Source organism: Roseobacter sp. YIN89, from assembly GCF_057219365.1.
The window spans coordinates 1-20,691 of sequence record NZ_JBXVVD010000006.1 but is presented as its reverse complement, the minus strand read 5'-3'; the positions used below and the strand labels follow the sequence as shown (position 1 = coordinate 20,691).

Genomic DNA, 20,691 nt, shown 5'->3' with positions numbered 1-20,691 from the left:
GCTTTTCTTAACAGTATGTGCCCCACTTGGGGAGCACAACGCCCCCCTCATGAGTACCGGAAAAATCCGGTCCAACCGCCCCGAGGACGGGGTGGACAATCAGGAAGAGGTAAAAAATGAAAAAATCAGTATTTCTCGGCGCGCTGACAGTTGCTGGCTTGGCGGCTGGCGCAGCGGCAGCCGGTACGCTGGATGATATCAAAGCACGCGGCAAGCTGAACTGTGGTGTGACCACTGGTCTTGTCGGTTTTGCTGCGCCAGATGCAAACGGCGAATGGAACGGCTTTGACGTGTCGGTCTGCCGCGCGGTCGCCGCAGCGGTTCTGAACGATCCATCGGCGGTCGAATTTGTACCGACCACCGGTAAGACACGCTTTACGGCGCTGGCATCCGGTGAAATCGACATGCTGGCACGTAACACTACATGGACGTTCTCCCGCGACGTTGACCTCAAGTTCACATTTGTTGGTGTGAACTACTACGACGGTCAGGGCTTCATGGTGCCAAAAGGGCTAGGCGTTTCCTCCGCGAAAGACCTCGACGGCGCGACTGTCTGCATCCAGACAGGTACAACAACAGAGTTGAACCTCGCGGACTTCTTCCGCGCGAACAACATCAACTACGAGCCCGTGCCAATCGAAACAAACGCTGAAGCGCAGCAGCAGTATCTTGCTGGCGCATGTGACGTTTACACAACTGACGCGTCCGGTCTGGCCGCGACACGTGCAACGTTCGAAGCACCAGGCGACCACGTTCTGCTGCCAGAAATCATCTCCAAAGAGCCTCTGGGCCCACTCGTACGCCACGGCGACGATGAATGGGGTGACGTGGTACGCTGGACTCTGAACGCATTGATCACAGCCGAAGAACTGGGCGTGACATCTGCAAACGTGTCCGAAATGTCCACCGGGTCCAACAACCCAGAGGTCAAGCGTCTGCTGGGTACCGAGGGCACACTGGGCGAGATGCTCGGCCTCGACGCTGACTGGGCGATGCGTGCGATCGCAAGCCAAGGTAACTACGGCGAGATCTTCGCCAAGAACATCGGTGAAGAAACACCGATCGCGCTGTCCCGCGGGCTCAACGCCCAGTGGACAGACGGCGGCCTGATCTACTCGCCTCCGTTCCGCTAAGAAGCTTAGAGGGAAGGGCGCAGGGTAACTCCTGCGCCCTTTCTTCATAAAACACGCACACCAGCAAAAAACCCGGCCAACAGAGGCGCAGCAAGCGCCCGGAGAAAACCAACAGGCCGGAACACGGGGAACAATCCATGACAACGATAACGGACCCACCACGGGAGACGTTCCGGCTATCCATGCTGCTGAACGATACCCGCTACCGGTCGATGACCTTTCAGGCGATTGCCGCGATCCTGCTCGCCTTGTCGATCATGTATCTGGGCAACAACCTGCTTCAGAACTTGCGCGCCGCGGGTCTGAACATCGCATATGATTTCCTCGGGGATCCCGCTGGGTATGACATCAATCAGACGCTGATCGAATACGACAGCCAGTCATCTCATGCACGCGCCGCAATTGTCGGCGTCCTTAACACCTTGCTGGTTGCCTTCCTTGCCTGTGTGACGGCGACGTTCTTTGGGGTTATCGCCGGTGTTTTGCGCTTGTCGAACAACTGGCTGGTGTCAAAGCTGATGGCCTTTTACGTGGAAATCTTCCGCAACATTCCGGTGCTGATCTGGATCATTATCATTTTCACGATCATGACCGCTGTGATGCCGGCGCCGCGGGCGTTCCGTGGGGATGAGCCCGAAGCGACGATGCTGCTGGGCCTGTTCGCCTTTACCAACCGTGGTGTCTACATTCCCGCACCCGTCTGGGGGCCAGGTTCCATTGTGGTGGTTCTTACCTTTGTGGCCTCTGTCATCGGTGCCGTCGCCTATCGACGTTATGCAACCAAACTGTTGTACGACACGGGTCGTCTGCTGCCCATGGGGTGGCCCACGCTGGCGATCCTGTTTTTGCCGACCATCGTGATGTTCTTTGTCATGGGACGTCCTATCGGGCTTGATGTGCCGGAACTTGGCGGGTTCAACTTCCGGGGCGGCATTCAGATTGGCGCGCCCCTGATCGCGCTGTGGTTCGCACTCTCGATCTATACCGGCGCTTTCATCGCAGAGAACGTCCGTGCGGGCATTCAGGCGGTGTCAAAGGGACAGACGGAAGCTGCTGGTGCACTTGGTTTGCGCCCCGGCCGGATCATGAATCTCGTTGTCCTGCCGCAAGCGCTGCGCGTGATCATTCCGCCGTTGATTTCGCAGTACCTCAACATCACAAAGAACTCGTCGCTTGCCATTGCTGTTGGCTACGCGGACATCACCGCGACGCTTGGTGGGATCACGCTGAACCAGACGGGTCGCGCGATCGAATGCGTGCTGTTGCTGATGCTGTTCTATCTCACGATTTCGCTGAGCATCTCGGCCGTGATGAATGTTTACAACAACTCTGTGAAACTGAAGGAGCGCTAAGCCATGTCGGATACTCATGCACACTCCGTCGCCTTCGTTCGCACGGAAGAACTCCCCCCAAAAGAGCCGCCGTCGTCCGCTGCCGGCCCGATAAAATGGGCCAAGGACAACCTGTTCGCGACGCCGGCAAATGCCTTGCTGACCGTGGCGGCCCTGTACGTAATCTATCTGATCCTTGCTGGTACGCTGCCATGGATCCTCAACGGTATCTGGAGCACGTCGAGCCTTGCGGAATGCCGCGAAATTCTTGACGGCGCGACAGGCGCCTGTTTCTCGGTACTGACCGAGCGGTGGAACCAGCTTTTGTTCGGGTTTAAATACCCAACTGAGTACTACTGGCGGCCAACGCTGGCGTTTGTTTTGCTGGGCGTTGCTGCTGCACCTGTGTTGTTCTTCGACTTGCCTCGCAAGATGCTGGCCTTCACTGCGGTGTATCCGTTTATCGCTTACTACCTGATATGGGGCGGGACCATCCTTGTTCCGGTGATCGCATTTGCCGGTGTAGCGATTGGCGTACTTGTTTATCAGCGGCTTGTGACCAAAAGCTTTGCGGCAGGTTTCTTTGGCGGCATCGCAGCGGCAGTAGTGGCTTGGTGGCTTGGCGGCTTCCTGATTTCGGAGAGCGCCAACGAGAACGCGATGCTGGGTCCGGTACCGTCACGGGATCTTGGCGGCTTCATGCTCAACATGATGCTGGGTGTTACTTGCGTATCGCTTTCGGTTCCTCTGGGTATCGCCTTGGCGCTCGGGCGCCAGTCCTCAATGCCGTTGATTAAGGGGGTCTGTGTCGTCTTTATCGAATTCATCCGCGGGGTGCCGCTGATCACGCTGCTTTTCGTGGCGTCGGTGATGCTGGCCTATTTCTTCCCGCCTGAATCGACAGTCGACCTGTTCCTGCGGGTTGTAATCATGATCACGATGTTCTCGGCGGCTTATATCGCTGAGGTGATCCGGGGCGGCCTCGCCGCGCTGCCGAAAGGCCAGTACGAAGGGGCGGACAGCCTAGGGCTCGACTATGCGCAGGCGACCCGCCTGATCATCTTGCCTCAGGCGTTGAAGATCTCGATCCCGGGTATCGTCAACATCGCTGTGGGTCTGTTCAAGGATACAACGCTGGTGTCGGTCATCTCGATGTTCGACATCCTTGGTATGATCCGTGGTCCGATCCTCGCCTCGACCGAGTGGAACGGCGTTTACTGGGAGTTGCTCGGCTTTGCTGCCTTGCTCTTCTTTGTCGTCTGCTACGGCATCTCGCAATACTCACAATGGCTCGAACGTCGCCTTGCGACCGACCACCGCTAATCAAGGAGGCCTGACACATGGCTGAAGCTACACAAATGAAGGTCTCTGACGAGGTCGCAATCACAATCGCAAAGATGAACAAGTGGTACGGGTCATTTCACGTGCTGCGTGACATCGACCTGACCGTTTTCCGGGGCGAGCGGATCGTTATCTGTGGTCCGTCCGGTTCGGGTAAATCGACGCTGATCCGATGCATCAATGCGTTGGAAGAGCACCAGCAGGGAACGATCGAAGTCGACGGCACGTTGCTGTCGTCCGACCTCAAGAACATCGACAAAATCCGGTCAGAGGTTGGCATGTGCTTTCAGCACTTCAATCTCTTTCCGCATTTGACGATCCTTGAGAACTGCACGCTGGCACCCATCTGGGTACGCAAGACACCCAAGAAGGAAGCCGAAGAAACCGCGATGCATTTCCTTGAGAAGGTAAAAATCCCCGATCAGGCGAACAAGTATCCGGGACAGCTTTCTGGCGGTCAGCAACAGCGGGTTGCCATCGCGCGTTCGCTCTGCATGAAACCACGCATCATGCTCTTTGACGAACCGACCTCGGCGCTTGACCCTGAGATGATCAAAGAGGTGCTCGACACCATGATCGAACTGGCCGAAGAGGGTATGACGATGCTCTGCGTGACCCACGAGATGGGCTTCGCCCGTCAGGTTGCGAACCGCGTCATCTTTATGGATGCCGGACAAATCGTTGAACAGAATGAACCCGAAGAGTTCTTCAGCAATCCGCAAAGCCCGAGGACACAGCTCTTCCTGAGCCAGATTCTGGGTCACTGACGCTTACGTCAACTCTCTGGGAATGACAAAATCGATCGGCTGGCCACTGTGCCAGCCGATTTCGTTCCAGCTGTCTGCATCGAAATCGCACACCAGCGTCGCGCCCGTAGGGTAATCTTCAAAGCGGTCATGTGAGGGGGCTGTCGTCACAAGCCTGTGTGCCAGATCGCAGATGCCCGGATTATGCCCGAGCATGATGACGCAGGATCCGTTCGCTGATTGCAAGATCTCCATCATCGCGTCGGATGTTGCCAGATATAGGCCGCGGATAAAGCGTGTTTCTGTTTGAGGCTCGAGACCAAGGCCTAGCAGCGTCTCTCCTGTGCGCTCTGCCGATGAGCACAAGACGTGGTCTGGTATGTACTCGTTATGTCGCAACCAGTTGCCCAAAGCCGCAGCAGAGGTGCGCCCGCGTTTGTTAAGCGGGCGGGCATGGTCGTCCAGACCGGCATAGGACCAGTCGGATTTTGCATGGCGCATCAGGATCAGGCGAAGCATCGTGTTACCCTTTGAATGCCGACATATGAAATGCCGATTGCTCTGCCAGACGGGGATACGCGCGCGACACGGGACAAACACGTCGCGCACGACAGCCGTTGCCCATGCAGTCTTGTCCGGCGTCTGTACCAAGAAAGCTTTTGCACGCTGGTACATCATAGCCGTTACCGTCAAACGCGCCTACCGGGCAGGCCGACCGGCATGGCTGATCCGCACAGGTCAGGCAGGGGCTGGGCGGTGCATCGGGCAGAGCGATGTGCTCTGACAGCGCAAGCGCGCCGCGGAACGAAACAAACATACCTGCCGTATCATGCACCAGCAGCATGATAGGGGAGGCATGGACACGGCCGGTGCGCGTTGCCCACGAGAAAAACGGCAGATAGGGTGGCCCGCCAAAAGGAAACAGAGCAGTGGCATTCACGGCGTGCCCCAGTTCGGTAATGACACGCCGAGACCACCTGTCCATGGGATCCGGCTGGTCCGCGTGCCGTTCAGGCGAGGCGGTGAAGGCTTGCCAGAAGCCAGGCTCATGCGGGCTGAGCAGCAACAGCGTTCTGCAGCCTGCGGGTACCTTGTCGTCTTCTTTGGGGTGAAATCCGCCCGCTATGGTTAGGTGGCGCGCCTGCGCTTCAGCTTCGAGGGTAGCATAAGAGGTCACTTGCGTGCGAACGGCAGTGCGAGGGACCAGCCAAGCCTGCTGGGTCGGTCATCCTGCCACTGCAGCCCGACTTGCATGTCGTCGTGGCCGGCTTGGGGCTGTGCTATGTATGTGCCAAAGATGCGGTCCCAGACCGACAGGGAAAACCCGTAGTTGCTGTCATGTTCGTGTCTGTGCACCGAGTGGTGGACGCGGTGCATATCAGGGGTGACGAGCACCTTGCGCAAAGGGCGGTCAAGCCATCCGGGCAGGGCAAGGTTCGAATGATTGAACATCGCTGTACCGTTAAGAATGATCTCGAACAGTACGACGGCAACAGCGGCGGGCCCAAGCAGGTAAACCAGGCCTATCTTGAGAAGCATGGACAGCGCAATTTCCACCGGATGAAAGCGGATGGCCGTTGTCACGTCCATATCGACGTCTGCGTGGTGTACACGGTGTAACCGCCACAGGATCGGTATCTTGTGGGTAATCAGGTGCTGCAACCAGATTGCGAAATCGAAAATCAGGACGACCACAACGATTTCGAGCCACAGGGGCAGCCCAAGCAGGTTGAAAAGGCCCCATCCCTGTGCTTCGGCGTCCAGAGCGGCACCTACCGCCAGCAGAGGCAACGCAAAGGCCATCAGGCGCAGGGTTGCCGTATTGAGCAGGGTAACCCCCCAGTTCGTCACCCAGCGGCTTCTGCGGGGCTGTGACCGCACGCGTCTGGGTGCAAATGCCTCAAGACTTGCCAGAACGGCAAAGAGGCCCAAAAAGACACCCAGACGAATAAGAGCTTCGTTTTCCATAGGCTTAATTTAGGTGGCAAGCACACCAGAGCAAGCCGTAGCGTAACACATCTGCGTTAACCTGCGCGGATGATCGATCCTGCCCCGTGTTCCGTAAATAATTCGAGCAGGCAGGCATTGGGTGCCCGTCCGTCAAGGATTACGGCTGCGCGTACGCCCCCGTCGATGGCGGCCAGAGCGGTTTCGGTTTTGGGGATCATACCGCCTGCGATCGTGCCATCCGCTGTCATCTCTCGGATTTGCGTGGCGCTCAATTCTGTTACGACATCGCCAGCCGCATTTTTCACCCCTGCCACGTCCGTGAGCAACAGCAGCCGGTCTGCCTTGAGCGCCGCTGCGACAGCCCCGGCGGCAGTATCGCCGTTGATGTTGAAAGTCTCACCGCCGCGCCCCGTGCCAAGCGGTGCAATGACCGGGATATATTCCTTTTCCGTCAGATCGCGCAAAACCCGCGGGTTTACCTCTTCCGGCGTGCCAACAAAGCCCAGATCGGGATTTGTCTGCGAGCAGGTAATGAGCTGCGCGTCTTTTCCTGAAAGCCCGATCGCGCGCCCGCCCTGACCATTGATCGCCTGCACAATCCGCTTGTTCACCAAACCGCTGAGCACCATTTCCACGACGTCCATGGTAGCCTCGTCCGTGACCCGCTTGCCGTTGACGAACTCTGATTTGATCTGCAACCGGTCCAGCATCGCGTTAATCATGGGGCCACCGCCGTGAACGACGACGGGGTTCACACCGACCTGCCGCATCAGCACGACATCGCGCGCGAACTCGTCCATCGCCTCGTCACTGCCCATGGCGTGACCGCCAAGTTTGATGACCACAGTGGCGTCAGAATACCGCTGCAAGTAGGGCAGGGCCTTGTTCAGGGTGCTGGCGGTGCCGATCCAGTTGCGGTTCATGTCTTGTGTCTTCATCTTGAGCCTAAGGGTTTCAAGGTTATGCGGTGCGTCCTGCCCGGGCGCAAGGGGCGTTACTCCAGTGTCGCGATTATGGATCGCAAGGCCGGGATACCCCAGCCTTTTTCACTGGAGGTTACAACCAGTTCGGGAAACGCCGCAGGATGCGTGGAGAGTTTTGCGCGCACCTGATCCAAGATTTTGGCGCGTTCGTTTTCCTTGACCTTGTCGGCTTTGGTCAGCACGACCTGAAAAGTGACGGCGGCCCCGTCAAGAAGGTTGAGGATTTCTTCGTCAACTGTCTTCACACCGTGACGCGCGTCAATCAGCACAAATGCCCTTCGCAGAGTCTGTCTGCCGGACAGATATTGCTTGAGCAGGCGCTGCCATTTTTCCACCACAGGCACAGGCGCATTGGCAAAGCCATACCCAGGCAGGTCGACGAGGTAATGCGTATCGCCAGCTGTGAAATAGTTGATCTCTTGTGTCCGCCCCGGCGTATTCGACGCGCGTGCCAATCCCTTGCGCCCGGTCAGCGCATTGATCAGGCTGGACTTGCCCACGTTGGAGCGTCCGGCAAAACATACCTCCATCCGGTCCGCCGGCGGCAAACCGCTCATGGCAACGACACCCTTTACGAACTCTGTTTCGCCTGCAAACAACAACCGTCCACGTTCGAGCGTCTGCGGGTCAGGATCGTCCACGATAGGGAATGGTAGGGTGCTCACAGCAGTCTGACCTCGTCCTCTGGTGCGACCACGCCGGGCGATACAACTTCGGCCAGCACAGAAAAATCCTGATGCCCCAGTTGCTCCAGCACACCCAGAATATCAGCGTCGCGTTCACCTGTTTCGGGGTTGGCGGCAGTGGTCATGCAGCGCTCAGTGCGCTCGGTTACCCGCAGTTTAGCCCCGCCAATTTCGATGTCGCGCCCGATCCAGTCAAATTCTTCCCATGCCGTGCCGGTGTCAAACCAGAAATTGCCGCGCCAGCGGTCTGTCGACAGTGTTCGGCCCGCCTTTTCTTCGACTGCGCGGTGTGATGCGAGATTGCACAGGGTCACCGACGGAAATGCGCTATCTGTAAATCCTCTATGCCCCGCCAAACGCACAACGCGCGCCGGCTGTGCCCGATGTTGCGGCACCAATGGTTTTACCCATCTTAGAAAAGCATCTACCTCGGTATCGGGGTTAAAGGTCAGAGGCGGGCATGCAGGATGTCGCAGGGTGAGCGTGTTGGAAGCCTCATCAAGCTTTGAAGTGATTGCAGCCAACTGCGGCGCCCCTGCCACGCGCACAAATTGCTGACAGGGTGACCATGTCGTACCGGTCGCGCGCGAACCCTCGTGAGCGACGGCCCACTGGCGGTCGAAAGGAATTGACTGGCCGGCTTGCAGCGCCACGCTGTCCAATGCTTCGCGTCCGTGACTTTTCAGCGGGTAACGCAAAATCGCGGTCAGGCGGGTCATTCCGTTTCCGACTTGGATTTCCGTGTAAAGCTGGTCTTGATGTTTCCAAACACGTCCGGTTTATACCCTTGGCTGCGCATGATCGCGTACTGCTGCGCAAAGGTGATCGTGTTGTTGGCAATCCAGTACACCACAAGGCCGCTGGCAAAGCCGCCCAGCATGAACATAAAGACCCATGGCATCCACGCAAAAATCATTTGTTGCGTCGGATCGGTTGGTGCCGGGTTCAGCTTTTGCTGCAGCCACATGGAAATGCCCAGCAGAAGCGGCAAGATACCAATAAAGATCAGCGCCATGATCGATTGCGGTTCAGGTCCGTCGAATGGCAACAGGCCAAACAGGTTCATGATGGATGTTGGATCCGGCGCGCTGAGATCTTGAAACGGCCCAAAGAACGCCGCGTGGCGCAGTTCGATCGTTACAAAAATCACCTTGTAGAGTGAGAAGAAGATCGGAATCTGCAGAAGGATGGGAAGACAACCGGCAGCGGGGTTCACTTTTTCCCGTTTGTATAGCTCCATCATGCCCTGTTGCATCTTCTGGCGGTCTTCGCCTGCTTCTTCCTTGAGCTTTTCCATTTGCGGCTGAAGCTCTTTCATCTTGGCCATGGATACGTAGGATTTGTATGCCAGCGGCAGCAGGATCGCCTTGATGATCAGGGTAAGACCGATAATCGCCCAGCCCATGTTGCCGATCAGGGCGTTAAGGTAGTGAAGCAGCCAGAAAATCGGTTTTGTCAGGAAAAAGAACCAACCCCAGTCGATGCTGTCGATGAACCGGTCCACACCATCGCTTTGATAATTGCGGATGGTTTCCCATTCTTTGGCGCCTGCAAAAAGTTGTGTTGTCGCGGTAATGCTGGTGCCGGGTGCCACCGTTTGTGCCGGCAGCACCGTCTCTGTCTGATAGATGTCGCGGCGCTCGTCATACTTGGCGACCGATTTGAATGCACTTCCAGGCGCGGGGATCAGCGTCGACATCCAGAAGTGATCTGTAAACCCGATCCAGCCGTTTTGCTGAACTTGGATAACCTCTGCGCGGGCGCCTTCGCGCTCTTGAAAGGTGAAGTCCGGCATATCGTCCCAGTCGATTTCGGCCAATTCGCCATCTGCCATCCCGACGACACCTTCATGCAGGATGAAGAAGTTTTTCAGGTCCTCTGGTTGGCCATGACGTGCAAGGATACCGTATGGTGCCATGCTCACCGCTTGGTCGGACGTATTGGCGACCGATTGCGTGATCGTGAACAGGTAGTCTTCGTCCACGGCAACCTGGCGCGTAAACACAAGCCCCGCACCATTGTCCCAAGTCAGCGTCACGGGTGCGTCCACACTTAGCACATCTCCGCCTGTTTGCGTCCACTCGGTGTTGGGGCCGGGTACTGCGGCAGGGTTAAGGCCCGAACCAGCGGCCCAGCCATAAAGTGCGTAATAAGGTGCATCCGTACCGACAGGGGACAGCATTGTGACGATTTCTGCGCCGTCTTCCTGCGTTTCGCGGTAATCCTTGAGCGCCAGATCGTCGATACGTCCGCCGAGCAATGAGATTGACCCGCGCAGGCGGTCGGTGGAGATGTCAACGCGCGGGGCGTTCGCGATTGCCTCTTCGCCTGCATCGGTGCTGGCGGTCACGCTTGCAGGGGCCTCTTCGGTCACCGATGGCAATGATTCCGTTGTGGCCGGAGCCGTCAGGTCACTTGTGGTTTCGACGCCCAAAGGTGTTTCAGGTTCCGGCGGCGGAAACAGTACGAACCATATCAGGATCACCAAAAAGCTGAGTGCTGTTGCAAGAATGAGGTTCTTGTTCTGATCGTCCATATGGACCGCCACCCGGTTGTCGTTAATATCAGCGAGGGTTCAACAGAGTGTGGGGCAAAAGGTCAAGCAGATTCCAACCAATTCGGCGTGTATGCAGCGCTTGGTCGCGCGCGAAAGCGCGAAGATGCGAGGATCAGGGCCTTTGCGCCGTTCAGCCAAATCGCGATCCGAGGATATTCGGCGTCGTTTCGAGCTTAGCATTATGTGCGCGGACCCAGTCGATGGTTTTGTCGAATGGCATGGGTCGGGCAATGCCAAACCCCTGAACATGCGAACACCCGAGTTGAGCAAGCAGTGCGTGCTCGCCAACTGTCTCTACGCCTTCGGCAAGCGTCTCGACGTTCAGCCTTTCAGCCATTGTCAGGATTGCGCTTATGATGCGCTGCTGTTCGGGATCGCGATCCGCCTTGATCACAAACGAGCGGTCAATTTTGATGCGGCTGACGGCAAAGCGTCTGATCGACGCAATCGAAGCCTGCCCTGTGCCAAAGTCGTCCAGATCAATCCGGCAGCCCATCTCGCCAAGCATTTTGATATTGCGTGTTGTTGTGTCTTCGGGTGCGCCGGCGACCACTGTTTCCAAAATTTCCACTGCAAGCCGTTCTGGCGCAAGCTCAAACCGATCAAGCTCCCATTTGACCTTGTCAACGAGTTTTGGATTGTTCAACTCCGGCCCGGCAAAGTTTACCCCGACCTGCGGAATGTCGAGCCCCGCCGCATCCCATGCCTTAACGGCAGAAAAGGCGTGGAACATCATGATCTCGGCCAAACGCTCAAGCATCCCGGCTTGTTCAATTGCGGGTAGGAAAGACGCCGGCGGCACCATGCCATGGTCTGGGTGGTGCCATCGCGCCAAGGCTTCGAACCCGGTGACAAGGCCGGTGTCGGTTGAAATCTGCGGCTGGAACCACGGCTGGATTTGCCCGTTTTCCAGCGCGGTGCCGACCTCTTCGCGCACCTGTGCGCGAGTTTGCGACTTGCGCCTCATCTCTTCGGAATAAGCGCGTATCGATTTCGCGCCATTGCTCTGCGCGTGTCGTAGCGCAACACCTGCAGCGTGGGTCCACGCGGCTGCATCCTGATCCACAACTTTGGAAATCTGGCAAAACCCGATTGAGGCAGAAACGAAAACCGATGTGCCATCAATAGCAACGGGTTCTTCCAATGCAGCTTGAACGCGCGCGCACACTTGCAAGCATAGTTCGAGGTCCAGCCTCTTGGTCGGCGCGATGCACAGCGAAAACCTGTCATCGGCCGTCTGCGCCACGGCATCATCATCCCGCATGCACGCCAGCAGACGTTGGCCTGTTGTCCGGATCACCTTGTCAGATGCGCTTTGTCCATGGCGTTCTTGAAATTCCTCGAAGCCATCGAGTTCCAACACGAAACAGGCGCTGCGCAACCCATTTTCGCGCGCGGTCGCAAAATAGTCCGAAGCGATCGTCCTGAATGCGTCGCGCTGTAGCAAGCTGACGGTGGCGGCACGGCTTATGGCGCTGTCATGCACCTTGGGTCGCTGACCGCCAATCACCATGGCAATGACGGGGAACACAACCGCGCAGGCGATCAGCGCGGTTTCGCCAAGTGTCCAGTACAGCAGTAAGCAGATTGCCGGGAGGCTACCCAAAAGCGCCGGGTGATTGGTTGCATATGCGAACTTCGAATTTATGCGCGCGCACGCCGTGCGGATCCATGGCAGCATGAGGAATTCCCAGAAATGACCAGTCAAAATCACAAAGACCAACCATTGATCTAGCTCTGGGGTATTTTTTCGCGGTTAATGCTGCAGGATTAAGCGCGCGGCAATTTTCTAAAACTAGAGCTACTTTCGGCTAAGGTCTTGGAAATCAAAAAGCTTGGGGTCCAGCAGATGTGAGGGCCGCGCATTCATCAATGCACGGAACATCACCTGACGCCGCCCGGGGCTGTTTTTTTCCCACCCGTCAAGGATCGCTTTGACCTGCTGGCGCTGCAATCCGTCCTGACTGCCACATAGATCGCACGGTATGATCGGGTAATGCATTGCATTGGCAAATTTTTCGCAATCCTCTTCGGCGATATGAGCAAGCGGGCGGTAGACAAACAGATCGCCTTCTTCATTGACCAGTTTTGGGGGCATTGTTGCGAGCCGTCCACCATGGAACAGGTTCATAAAAAACGTTTCCAGAATATCGTCGCGGTGATGGCCCAGCACCACGGCCGAGCATCCTTCCTCGCGGGCGATCCGGTATAGGTGGCCGCGCCGCAGACGCGAACACAGCGCGCAAAACGTGCGGCCCTGCGGTATCTTATCCATCACGACTGAATAGGTGTCCTGATATTCGATCCGATGCGGCACCTGCATTTTTTCCAGAAATGCCGGCAGCACAGTTGCCGGAAAGCCGGGTTGGCCCTGATCGAGATTGCAGGCGAGAATATCGACCGGCAAAAGGCCGCGCCATTTCAGTTCGTAAAGGATTGCGAGTAGCGTATAACTGTCCTTGCCACCGGAGAGACAAACCAGCCAACGGGCATCTTTCTCGATCATCCCGTATTGTTCAATCGCCTCGCGCACGCCGCGCACGACGCGTTTGCGCAATTTGCGGAACTCTGTCGTTTTTGGTGCTCCGTTAAACAGGGGATGAATATCGTCCGAGGAATCGAGCATGTGACTACCGTGAAGAGTTTATCTGTTTCTCTATACGGGCGGCGGCGATGAACCAAAAGCCTTGGCTACGCGTAAAAAGAACATAATGGAGGATGCAAGATGCTACGTTTTTTCGCCTTGGCGCTGGTATGTGTACTGTCGGGCTGCGTCGGCAAGCCGGCTCTGGATGATCCCAAGCTTTCGGACAGCGAGTTCAACCTAGAAGAATTTTTCGATGGGCGCGTCGTGGCACAGGGACAATTTCAGGATGTTTTCGGCACTGTCCGGCGTCGATTTGACGTGACAATAGACGGGTCATGGGACGGGCAAACGCTGCGGCTTGTCGAAGATTTTATCTATGAAGACATGACGACGGAGCAACGCATCTGGACGCTGCAGAAAACCGGGCCTCAAACGTGGCAGGGCACAGCGCCGGGGGTAATTGGCGTGGCCACCGGAGAAGAGCGCGGTGACACATTCAACTGGCGCTACAAGATCGATTTGCCGGTGCCTGATGGTACTTTGCAGGTCACTTTTGATGACTGGATGTGGCAGTTGAGTGATACTAGGGTGCTGAACCGAGCGTATATGAAGCGATTTGGTGTGGACATTGGCGAAGTGATTATCACGTTTGAAAAGCGTTAGTCTTTCCGTTCTGGCACCGGGTCATAACCGTCACCGCCCCAAGGATGACACCGGCATATGCGCCTGGTGGCCAACCATCCTCCCTTGAGCCCGCCGTGTTCTTTGAGTGCTTCGAGCGCGTAGACACTACAGGTGGGCTGGTATCTGCAGTTGTGCCCGACCCACGGGCTGAACAACAAGCGATAGGCGTGCACCGGCAGCGCCATAATCCGTGCAAGGATGCTCATTCGCGCTTTGCCAACTTGGTGACAGCGCGCTTCAGGTCGGCTTGTAGCTGTGTAAAAGGGAGTGTTCCCGTTGTGTCTTTGCGCCCTACCAGAACGTAATCGGTGCCGTGGACACCGTGCTGTGGCAGAATTAACCGCGCGATTTCGCGCAGCCGCCTTTTTGCGCGATTGCGTGCAACGGCTTTGCCGACCTTTTTCGAACAGGTGAAACCTATCCGCAACTGGTCTGAAATCTGGGAGGGGGCCGGATGGGCCTGCAAAATAAAACCGGGTGTGACCACCCGTCGTCCGCGTGACACGCGCAGAAAATCGCTTCGTTTGCGCAACACGGACAAACGCAAAGAAGCCGCCGCAGGCGTTCTCCCGTCGGTGGTTGTACCGTCTGGGGACGCGTGCGGCGGCATCATGTCATAGCAACCGAAAAAGCGCGATCAGGCGCTGAGAGACTTCCGGCCCTGCGCGCGACGTGCGTTGATGATCTTGCGGCCTGCCTTGGTGGCCATGCGCGCGCGGAACCCGTGGCGCCGTTTGCGCACGAGGTTGGAAGGTTGATAGGTGCGTTTCATCGCTCCGTGCTCCATCTAAACATCGGCTTGCGCGCGGAATCGCACGGTGCCGGGTCATATTCGAGGACTGTGCTCTAAAGCCCCTCGACACGCAAGTCAAACCCCACGCGACGTAAAAACGGCGTATTTGCAACATTTCTTTCGGAATTCGGGGATATGTTTCAACTTGTCGCGCGTTGACCCACAAATCTCCAGTTTGGTGTCACGCACGATCAAGCACGCGTGATCGCCCTATCGCCGTCAGATCGAAGGCGTCATTTACTAAAGAATTGAAACGCGTGCTGTGAAAGGCGACACTGATGACCGAAATGACGCAAAATCCCAAACCGACGTGGGCGAGCCGGTTGCCACTGGCGCTGATCCTCGTTGTCGCGGCAATCGGTGCTTTCACGCTGAAAGACTACATCAGCTTTGAAGCGCTGCGTGACAATCGCGAGACGCTCATCGCTTTTCGGGATGCCAATATTGCTGCCACCGTTCTTGTGTTCGTCGTGGGCTATGTCGTTATCGTTGCTTTTTCACTGCCCGGCGCGTTGGTCGCAACCCTGACAGGCGGGTTTCTGTTTGGTACATTTGGTGGCTCTCTGCTGAGTGTGACCGGTGCCACAATTGGTGCCACGCTGATTTTTCTGGCGGCGCGCCACGGGCTTGGAGACAGGCTACGCGAGAAAATGGATGCCTCCGAGGGAAAGGTCGGCAAAATCAAAAAGGGTCTGGATGAGAACCAGTGGTCAATGCTCTTTTTCATTCGGCTCGTGCCTGCGGTACCATTTTTCGTAGCGAACCTCGTACCGGCGTTCTTATCCGTTCCGCTCTATCGATATGTCATCTCCACATTTCTGGGGATCATTCCCGGATCGCTCGTTTACTCGTCGGTGGGTGCCGGACTAGGTGAAGTTTTTGCGCTTGGAGAGACACCTAACCTCGGCATTATCTTTGAACCCAAGTTCCTGTTGCCCATCATCGCGCTTTGCGCGTTGTCCCTGATGCCCGTGGCGGTCAAGGCGATCACCGGTAAGAAAGAGTTCTGAGATGAATTCCATAAAAACGGACATCCTCGTCATCGGCGCAGGGTCGGGTGGGCTATCTGTGGCGGCGGGCGCGTCGCAGATGGGCGCGGATGTCGTCCTGCTTGAAGGCCATAAGATGGGGGGTGACTGTCTCAACTATGGCTGTGTGCCCTCCAAGGCGCTGATTGCCAGCGGCAAGGCGGCTTATGGTCAGCGCCATGCAGAAAAATACGGGATCGCTAACGCGCCCGGCGATGCGGATTACGCCGCCGCCAAAGACCATGTAAAGGGCGTCATCGCGCAGATTGCCCCAGTAGACAGCCAAGAGCGTTTCGAGGGGCTCGGCGTGAACGTCATTCGCGAATTCGGCCGGTTCGTCTCACCCAACCAGGTGCAAGCAGGTAACACGGTAATTTCGGCGCGCCGGATCGTGATCGCGACAGGTTCATCGCCCCTTGTCCCCGCAATTCCGGGGTTGGACACGGTACCTTTCGAAACCAACGAGACTTTGTTCGATCTGCGGGAAAAGCCTGAGCACCTGCTAATCGTAGGCGGTGGGCCAATTGGTATGGAAATGGCGCAAGCGCACATTCGACTGGGCAGCAAGGTCACTGTCATCGAAGGCGACAGGGCGCTGGGCAAAGATGACCCTGAACTTGCTGCAGTCGTTTTGGACCATTTGCGCGATGAAGGCGTGGTAATCCAAGAGAACGCGCAAGCTGCCGAGGTCAGGGGCAAGGCAGGCGCCATTGAGGTCGTCACCAAAGACGGTCGCAGTATTCACGGCACGCATTTGCTGATGGCGGTCGGGCGTAAAAGCAACATCGAAAAGCTTGACCTCGACAAAGCCGGCATTGCCACGACAAAAACGGGGATCGAAACCGATGCCAGTTTACGCACGACGAACCGGCGTGTGTACGCAATTGGTGACGTGGCAGGTGGGATGCAGTTCACTCACGTGGCGGGTTACCATGCGGGTGTGATCATCCGTTCGATGCTTTTTGCGCTTCCCTCAAAGGCAAAGACGGCGCACATCCCTTGGGCGACTTATACCGATCCCGAACTTGCACAGGTCGGTCTCACCGAGGCACAGGCGAAAGAGGCGCATGGCGACAAACTGGAAGTGGTGCGCTTTCACTTCAATCACAATGACCGCGCCATTGCCGAACGCAAAGACAAGGGCTTTATCAAGGTGATGGTGGTGAAAGGGAGGCCGGTCGGTGCTTCTATTGTCGGGTATCAGGCCGGGGAGTTGATCAACCTTTGGGCGCTTGCACTGGCCAACAGGATGAAGATGAGCGAAATCGCTGCAATGGTTGCGCCATATCCAACCATCGGAGAGATCAACAAGCGTGCAGCCGGCGCCTATTTCAGTCCTAGGCTTTTCGAAAACCCGACAGTGAAAAAACTCGTTGGGCTTGTTCAACGCTTCATCCCGTGAAAACCTAAGTTATGTTTAACTCGCTTTCAGGCCGGCTGTTGATCCTGACGACCATCTTCGTGATGATCGCGGAAGTCCTGATATTTGTACCGTCCATTGCTCGGTTTCGCGAAGACTACATGACGAACCGGCTCGAACGGGCCCAGATCGCGTCGCTGGCTCTGCTGGCTGACGATATGATCGACAGCGAGCTTGAGCAGGAGCTTTTGGAGAACGCAGGTGTTTTCAACGTCGTGTTGCGACGTGACGAGGTCCGGCAGTTGATGCTCTCTTCGCCGATGCCGCAGCCGATAGAAGCCACATTCGACATGCGGGACAACAGCGCGCTTGTGCTGATCCGCGACGCGATGATGCGTCTTGTCTCCACTGAAAATCAGTTGATCCGTGTGATCGGCGCACCAGTGCGAGATGCTGGGCTGCTGATCGAGATCACGATGGACACCGCGCCGCTGCGTATGGCGATGATCGACTACGGTATCCGGATTCTGATCCTGTCTGCGGTGATTTCCATCATTACCGCGTTCTTGCTGTTTCTCGCCATGCGGGCACTGCTGTTAAAGCCGATCAAAGAGGTCGTGCGCCAGATGCAAAACTATGCCGCAGCCCCTGAAGATGCCCGCCGGATCATCCAGCCTTCTGCCAGTGTGACAGAACTGCGCGAGGCAGAGGAAGCGCTGCAAACGCTTGAAACCGACCTGACGCAGGCGCTGCGCCAGAAAGACCGGCTGGCACAGCTTGGCAGCGCGGTGAGCAAAATCAGCCACGATTTGCGGAATATCCTGACATCCGCCCAGCTGTTTACCGACCGGATCGAAATGAGCGAGGACCCGACCGTTAAACGCATGGCGCCCAAGCTTGTCGGGTCTATTACCCGTGCTGTGCATCTGTGCGAAAGCACGCTGGCTTTTGGCAAGGCAGAAGAACCGAGCCCTACATTGACCATGCTTTTACTCCACGACCTCATTGAGGAAGTCGTCGAGAGCGAGCGCCTTGCTGTGGGCGATCACGACATCTGCTTTAGCTGCGACGTGCCGGTTCCGATGACAGTGCGCGCGGATCCCGAACAGCTCTATCGCGTCTTATCCAACCTTTTGCGGAACGCCCGGCAGGCGTTGATGGCGCATGACAAGCCGGGCGAGATCTGTATTCAGGCCGATGAGGATGATGACGCATGGTGGATCAACGTCTCTGACACCGGGCCCGGTTTGCCGCCCAAGGCGCAGGAATTTTTGTTTACGCCATTTCAAGGAGGGGCGCGAAAAGGCGGCTCCGGCCTTGGGCTGGCCATTTCGGCTGAATTGGTGCGCGGGCATGGTGGTACGCTTGAGCTGAGCGAAACGGGTCCGGCGGGAACGAAGTTTTCCATCCGTCTGCCAAAGGGCGACGGGACCCTGGCGGCAGGCGGCACCGTGCCAACCCAGACTGTCGCTGTGGGGTAACCATCGGGTGCGTAAACGGATAAGCGCGCTTTTCCGACCCGACCCGTGCTATTTTGACTTGCATAACCTGCGCCACAGCACTAAACCCCGCCCTCAGTGGACCGATAGCTCAGCTGGATAGAGTACTTGACTACGAATCAAGGGGTCGGGGGTTCGAATCCTCCTCGGTCCGCCACTGACGCTACGTAAATTATTGTAATATATTAATTTTATTACATTCACTAATTTTAAATCCCCCAGCATATCCCCCATGTGGCTCTGGAATTAGTAGGAATTTGACGGAATGCTGTTCTTCGCTTAATCGTGTTGTGGATTGGTTTCTTCGGATTTGAACGACTGCTAACGTCAAAAGCGGACGCTGGCGGAAAATCGGCCTACTCCCGCTGTGCGGACAAAACTGACATTCTTCGCAGAAGTGAAGTTGACACAAGTTGCAGGCGTGCCGTTAACATGAAACCGCTGCCTGCGAAGTCAGGATTGCCGCAGCCGTGATATCGTAGTTGTGCAAGGTATCCCGAGACCGTACCGAGAGGAAAACAAAAGACTTGTGGGGTGATGTGCTGACAAAGCTAACCAGATTTTTCTGGCCTATCTTCATTTCTGTTGGCACCGCTGCAGCTGACACGGACCGGGATGGCACATGGTCCTGGGCTCTGCAAACAGGCGTCATGACCGATGACCGGACCGCCGAAGCTTTGAACCCAGCTAGTGTCCGCTTTGTCGATAATTACCTCGTTGGTCTTATAATCGGATACGACCGACAAATTGCCGACAGCCGTTTCTCATATGGTATTGAGGTTCAGGCGAACGCGCATTTTGGCGACCAGGGATTTTACGAAATTGTCGTGCCCGTCTCCCTTCGGTACCATCCGGAAAACAGTTGGTGGGACGCATTTGATAGTTTCGCTTTGGGCTTTGGATATTCGCGCTACTCTGAGATTTCAGATCTTGAGCGCAAAAACTATGATGGCACGTCGCGCCGCGATCTTCTGTATTACTACCTTGAAATCGAGTTTGCCTAACTCAAACCCGGTACCAACCTGTTCGCACGTCTGCACCATCGTTCGAACGGCTACGATACGCTCAAGCCAGACGGGGGTTCAAACGCACTGCTTATTGGGTTTCGGCGAGATTTCTAAATAGCGACAAAGTCCAAGCTATCGTCACGCCGATGTCGGCCGTTTGTTCGTGAGATTTGACAATAGCGAAGCGAGCAGACTCAAGAAAAGCCCAATTGCGATGAATACTGCACCCAAGGTCAGAACATTCCTGATAAGACCAGCGAGGCCAATTTCAGGCAGGTCCACAAACGGGTATGGGTAAAAACCGGACCAATGGGCCCTGAGCAATATGTACGCGCAGTAGGCGAGCGGCCAAGCGATCCATGTAAGAGCCGTCGAAAAACTCAACTGTACCTTCGGGGAAAACAGTAACCACCACAAAACAGTAAGCGCCGGCACGATCGCGTGAACTCCGTGATCGGCGATCAGGCCGAGGCGAGAAAGCTCCACCAAATCAGACAGCACAACGTAGTAGACCAAACTCGCACCGATGATCGCAGTGGTAAGGGCCATGACAAAACGCGGCGCAACGCTGACACCCAACGTCACCGCCACCATAGACACGAGAACAAGAACATTGGTGAGTATTGTGAAGAACTGAGAAAGATATGACAGGGCGTCGCTGAGATTGGATGTCTCACTTGCCTTTATTGTAACCCGCAGCACGAGGGTTACCGCCGTGATCACCATGATGAATGCGGCAGTTGCCCGGGCTGCGAAACTATAACTGTTTGTTCGAATATGACCTCGGATCATCGACTTGCGTTCTGTTAATGACATTGCACATCATTGCCGAAAATACTCCTGGGAACGTCTTCCAACAAGCTTTCTAACAGCTGCCGCTTTGGGCTCGATGCGGTCATTCGACCGTTTTTCTCAGATGGCTGCTTTGTAGCGGTAAGCATCCGTTCGCCAAGGTACAAATCAAGCAAAACACCTCACAAAGCAGGTGTTCAGTATCTGATAAAAA

22 protein-coding genes and 1 tRNA gene are annotated in these 20,691 nt (G+C 56.3%); 10 read left to right on the top strand and 13 right to left on the bottom strand.

Going from position 1 to position 20,691, the window contains the following annotated elements:
* Positions 1-116 precede the first annotated feature (116 nt).
* From AC2D8V_RS19715 to AC2D8V_RS19700, 4 genes are all read left to right on the top strand, one after another.
* Positions 117-1,133: an amino acid ABC transporter substrate-binding protein gene (locus AC2D8V_RS19715; RefSeq protein ID WP_484735316.1), complete on the top strand. Its 1,017-nt coding sequence runs from the start codon at positions 117-119 to the stop codon at positions 1,131-1,133.
* A gap of 137 nt (positions 1,134-1,270) precedes the next feature.
* Positions 1,271-2,485, top strand: a complete 1,215-nt coding sequence (locus tag AC2D8V_RS19710) for an amino acid ABC transporter permease (protein WP_484735315.1) — start codon at positions 1,271-1,273, stop codon at positions 2,483-2,485.
* Positions 2,486-2,488: 3 nt separating this feature from the next.
* Positions 2,489-3,787, top strand: a complete 1,299-nt coding sequence (locus AC2D8V_RS19705) for an amino acid ABC transporter permease (protein WP_484735314.1) — start codon at positions 2,489-2,491, stop codon at positions 3,785-3,787.
* A 17-nt stretch (positions 3,788-3,804) separates the two neighbouring features.
* Positions 3,805-4,572, top strand: coding sequence for an amino acid ABC transporter ATP-binding protein (locus tag AC2D8V_RS19700; RefSeq protein WP_484735313.1), 768 nt, complete (start codon positions 3,805-3,807; stop codon positions 4,570-4,572).
* Between the two features lie 3 nt (positions 4,573-4,575).
* On the opposite strand, the gene AC2D8V_RS19695 is transcribed toward AC2D8V_RS19700, so the two are convergent.
* From AC2D8V_RS19695 to ttcA, 9 genes are all read right to left on the bottom strand, one after another.
* Complete coding sequence (locus AC2D8V_RS19695; RefSeq protein ID WP_484735312.1) at positions 4,576-5,070, bottom strand: SixA phosphatase family protein; 495 nt, start codon at positions 5,068-5,070, stop codon at positions 4,576-4,578.
* A gap of 4 nt (positions 5,071-5,074) precedes the next feature.
* Positions 5,075-5,728: a ferredoxin gene (locus AC2D8V_RS19690; RefSeq protein ID WP_484735311.1), complete on the bottom strand. Its 654-nt coding sequence runs from the start codon at positions 5,726-5,728 to the stop codon at positions 5,075-5,077.
* A complete protein-coding gene (locus AC2D8V_RS19685; protein ID WP_484735310.1) occupies positions 5,725-6,519 on the bottom strand; it encodes a sterol desaturase family protein in 795 nt (264 codons plus the stop codon). Before AC2D8V_RS19685 ends, AC2D8V_RS19690 begins: the two co-directional genes overlap by 4 nt.
* Positions 6,520-6,575: 56 nt before the next feature.
* Positions 6,576-7,439 carry an acetylglutamate kinase gene (gene argB / locus AC2D8V_RS19680; RefSeq protein WP_484735309.1) on the bottom strand — a complete coding sequence of 288 codons (864 nt, stop codon included), beginning with the start codon at positions 7,437-7,439 and terminating at the stop codon, positions 6,576-6,578.
* 56 nt (positions 7,440-7,495) lie between these two features.
* Positions 7,496-8,149 carry a ribosome biogenesis GTP-binding protein YihA/YsxC gene (yihA, locus tag AC2D8V_RS19675; protein ID WP_484735308.1) on the bottom strand — a complete coding sequence of 218 codons (654 nt, stop codon included), beginning with the start codon at positions 8,147-8,149 and terminating at the stop codon, positions 7,496-7,498.
* Positions 8,146-8,889 carry an MOSC domain-containing protein gene (locus AC2D8V_RS19670; protein WP_484735307.1) on the bottom strand — a complete coding sequence of 248 codons (744 nt, stop codon included), beginning with the start codon at positions 8,887-8,889 and terminating at the stop codon, positions 8,146-8,148. Before AC2D8V_RS19670 ends, yihA begins: the two co-directional genes overlap by 4 nt.
* Entirely contained in the window at positions 8,886-10,706 is a 1,821-nt protein-coding gene (gene yidC, locus AC2D8V_RS19665; RefSeq protein WP_484735306.1) for a membrane protein insertase YidC, read from the bottom strand. The genes AC2D8V_RS19670 and yidC overlap by 4 nt, the downstream gene beginning before the upstream one ends.
* A 151-nt stretch (positions 10,707-10,857) precedes the next feature.
* The gene (locus AC2D8V_RS19660; protein ID WP_484735305.1) at positions 10,858-12,408 is read right to left on the bottom strand and encodes a putative bifunctional diguanylate cyclase/phosphodiesterase; all 1,551 of its coding nucleotides are present in this window, start codon (positions 12,406-12,408) and stop codon (positions 10,858-10,860) included.
* A 120-nt stretch (positions 12,409-12,528) separates the two neighbouring features.
* The gene (gene ttcA, locus AC2D8V_RS19655) at positions 12,529-13,353 is read right to left on the bottom strand and encodes a tRNA 2-thiocytidine(32) synthetase TtcA (RefSeq protein WP_484735304.1); all 825 of its coding nucleotides are present in this window, start codon (positions 13,351-13,353) and stop codon (positions 12,529-12,531) included.
* A gap of 99 nt (positions 13,354-13,452) precedes the next feature.
* Here ttcA and AC2D8V_RS19650 point away from each other — a divergent pair, with 99 nt between their 5' ends.
* The gene (locus AC2D8V_RS19650; RefSeq protein WP_484735303.1) at positions 13,453-13,977 is read left to right on the top strand and encodes a DUF3833 domain-containing protein; all 525 of its coding nucleotides are present in this window, start codon (positions 13,453-13,455) and stop codon (positions 13,975-13,977) included.
* Here the strand turns inward: AC2D8V_RS19650 and yidD are convergent.
* From yidD to rpmH, 3 genes are read right to left on the bottom strand one after another with little or no spacing between them, the layout of a single operon-like run.
* Positions 13,974-14,204, bottom strand: coding sequence for a membrane protein insertion efficiency factor YidD (gene yidD / locus AC2D8V_RS19645; protein ID WP_484735302.1), 231 nt, complete (start codon positions 14,202-14,204; stop codon positions 13,974-13,976). The two genes, AC2D8V_RS19650 and yidD, sit on opposite strands and share 4 nt — an antisense overlap.
* The gene (gene rnpA, locus AC2D8V_RS19640; RefSeq protein ID WP_484735353.1) at positions 14,201-14,608 is read right to left on the bottom strand and encodes a ribonuclease P protein component; all 408 of its coding nucleotides are present in this window, start codon (positions 14,606-14,608) and stop codon (positions 14,201-14,203) included. The genes yidD and rnpA overlap by 4 nt, the downstream gene beginning before the upstream one ends.
* Positions 14,609-14,635: 27 nt before the next feature.
* The gene (gene rpmH, locus AC2D8V_RS19635; RefSeq protein ID WP_037911188.1) at positions 14,636-14,770 is read right to left on the bottom strand and encodes a 50S ribosomal protein L34; all 135 of its coding nucleotides are present in this window, start codon (positions 14,768-14,770) and stop codon (positions 14,636-14,638) included.
* Between the two features lie 299 nt (positions 14,771-15,069).
* Here rpmH and AC2D8V_RS19630 point away from each other — a divergent pair, with 299 nt between their 5' ends.
* The 5 genes from AC2D8V_RS19630 (at position 15,070) to AC2D8V_RS19610 (ending at position 19,682) form a co-directional block, all read left to right on the top strand.
* Positions 15,070-15,801 (top strand): TVP38/TMEM64 family protein, encoded by a 732-nt coding sequence (locus tag AC2D8V_RS19630; RefSeq protein WP_484735301.1) that lies wholly within the window; start codon positions 15,070-15,072, stop codon positions 15,799-15,801.
* Position 15,802: 1 nt separating this feature from the next.
* Positions 15,803-17,221, top strand: a complete 1,419-nt coding sequence (locus tag AC2D8V_RS19625) for a dihydrolipoyl dehydrogenase family protein (RefSeq protein WP_484735300.1) — start codon at positions 15,803-15,805, stop codon at positions 17,219-17,221.
* An 11-nt stretch (positions 17,222-17,232) separates the two neighbouring features.
* Positions 17,233-18,660, top strand: a complete 1,428-nt coding sequence (locus AC2D8V_RS19620) for a sensor histidine kinase (protein WP_484735299.1) — start codon at positions 17,233-17,235, stop codon at positions 18,658-18,660.
* A 98-nt stretch (positions 18,661-18,758) separates the two neighbouring features.
* Positions 18,759-18,835: transfer RNA gene (locus tag AC2D8V_RS19615), tRNA-Arg, on the top strand.
* 493 nt (positions 18,836-19,328) lie between these two features.
* Positions 19,329-19,682: a hypothetical protein gene (locus AC2D8V_RS19610; RefSeq protein ID WP_484735298.1), complete on the top strand. Its 354-nt coding sequence runs from the start codon at positions 19,329-19,331 to the stop codon at positions 19,680-19,682.
* Between the two features lie 141 nt (positions 19,683-19,823).
* On the opposite strand, the gene AC2D8V_RS19605 is transcribed toward AC2D8V_RS19610, so the two are convergent.
* Positions 19,824-20,501 (bottom strand): Pr6Pr family membrane protein, encoded by a 678-nt coding sequence (locus tag AC2D8V_RS19605; RefSeq protein WP_484735297.1) that lies wholly within the window; start codon positions 20,499-20,501, stop codon positions 19,824-19,826.
* Between the last annotated feature and the right edge of the window lie 190 nt (positions 20,502-20,691).

Excerpts from the sequence above, each read along its gene's own strand:
- AC2D8V_RS19610 (WP_484735298.1), top strand. The coding sequence starts at position 19,329 with ATGACCGATGACCGGACCGCCGAAGCTTTGAACCCAGCTAGTGTCCGC.
- AC2D8V_RS19705 (WP_484735314.1), top strand. The coding sequence starts at position 2,489 with ATGTCGGATACTCATGCACACTCCGTCGCCTTCGTTCGCACGGAAGAA.
- argB (WP_484735309.1), bottom strand. The coding sequence starts at position 7,439 with ATGAAGACACAAGACATGAACCGCAACTGGATCGGCACCGCCAGCACC.
- AC2D8V_RS19630 (WP_484735301.1), top strand. The coding sequence starts at position 15,070 with ATGACCGAAATGACGCAAAATCCCAAACCGACGTGGGCGAGCCGGTTG.
- yidC (WP_484735306.1), bottom strand. The coding sequence starts at position 10,706 with ATGGACGATCAGAACAAGAACCTCATTCTTGCAACAGCACTCAGCTTT.
- AC2D8V_RS19710 (WP_484735315.1), top strand. The coding sequence starts at position 1,271 with ATGACAACGATAACGGACCCACCACGGGAGACGTTCCGGCTATCCATG.
- AC2D8V_RS19715 (WP_484735316.1), top strand. The coding sequence starts at position 117 with ATGAAAAAATCAGTATTTCTCGGCGCGCTGACAGTTGCTGGCTTGGCG.
- yidD (WP_484735302.1), bottom strand. The coding sequence starts at position 14,204 with ATGAGCATCCTTGCACGGATTATGGCGCTGCCGGTGCACGCCTATCGC.
- rpmH (WP_037911188.1), bottom strand. The coding sequence starts at position 14,770 with ATGAAACGCACCTATCAACCTTCCAACCTCGTGCGCAAACGGCGCCAC.
- AC2D8V_RS19695 (WP_484735312.1), bottom strand. The coding sequence starts at position 5,070 with ATGCTTCGCCTGATCCTGATGCGCCATGCAAAATCCGACTGGTCCTAT.
- AC2D8V_RS19625 (WP_484735300.1), top strand. The coding sequence starts at position 15,803 with ATGAATTCCATAAAAACGGACATCCTCGTCATCGGCGCAGGGTCGGGT.
- AC2D8V_RS19605 (WP_484735297.1), bottom strand. The coding sequence starts at position 20,501 with ATGTCATTAACAGAACGCAAGTCGATGATCCGAGGTCATATTCGAACA.
- AC2D8V_RS19685 (WP_484735310.1), bottom strand. The coding sequence starts at position 6,519 with ATGGAAAACGAAGCTCTTATTCGTCTGGGTGTCTTTTTGGGCCTCTTT.
- AC2D8V_RS19620 (WP_484735299.1), top strand. The coding sequence starts at position 17,233 with ATGTTTAACTCGCTTTCAGGCCGGCTGTTGATCCTGACGACCATCTTC.
- AC2D8V_RS19660 (WP_484735305.1), bottom strand. The coding sequence starts at position 12,408 with ATGCTGCCATGGATCCGCACGGCGTGCGCGCGCATAAATTCGAAGTTC.
- ttcA (WP_484735304.1), bottom strand. The coding sequence starts at position 13,353 with ATGCTCGATTCCTCGGACGATATTCATCCCCTGTTTAACGGAGCACCA.
- AC2D8V_RS19650 (WP_484735303.1), top strand. The coding sequence starts at position 13,453 with ATGCTACGTTTTTTCGCCTTGGCGCTGGTATGTGTACTGTCGGGCTGC.
- AC2D8V_RS19700 (WP_484735313.1), top strand. The coding sequence starts at position 3,805 with ATGGCTGAAGCTACACAAATGAAGGTCTCTGACGAGGTCGCAATCACA.
- rnpA (WP_484735353.1), bottom strand. The coding sequence starts at position 14,608 with ATGCCGCCGCACGCGTCCCCAGACGGTACAACCACCGACGGGAGAACG.
- AC2D8V_RS19670 (WP_484735307.1), bottom strand. The coding sequence starts at position 8,889 with ATGACCCGCCTGACCGCGATTTTGCGTTACCCGCTGAAAAGTCACGGA.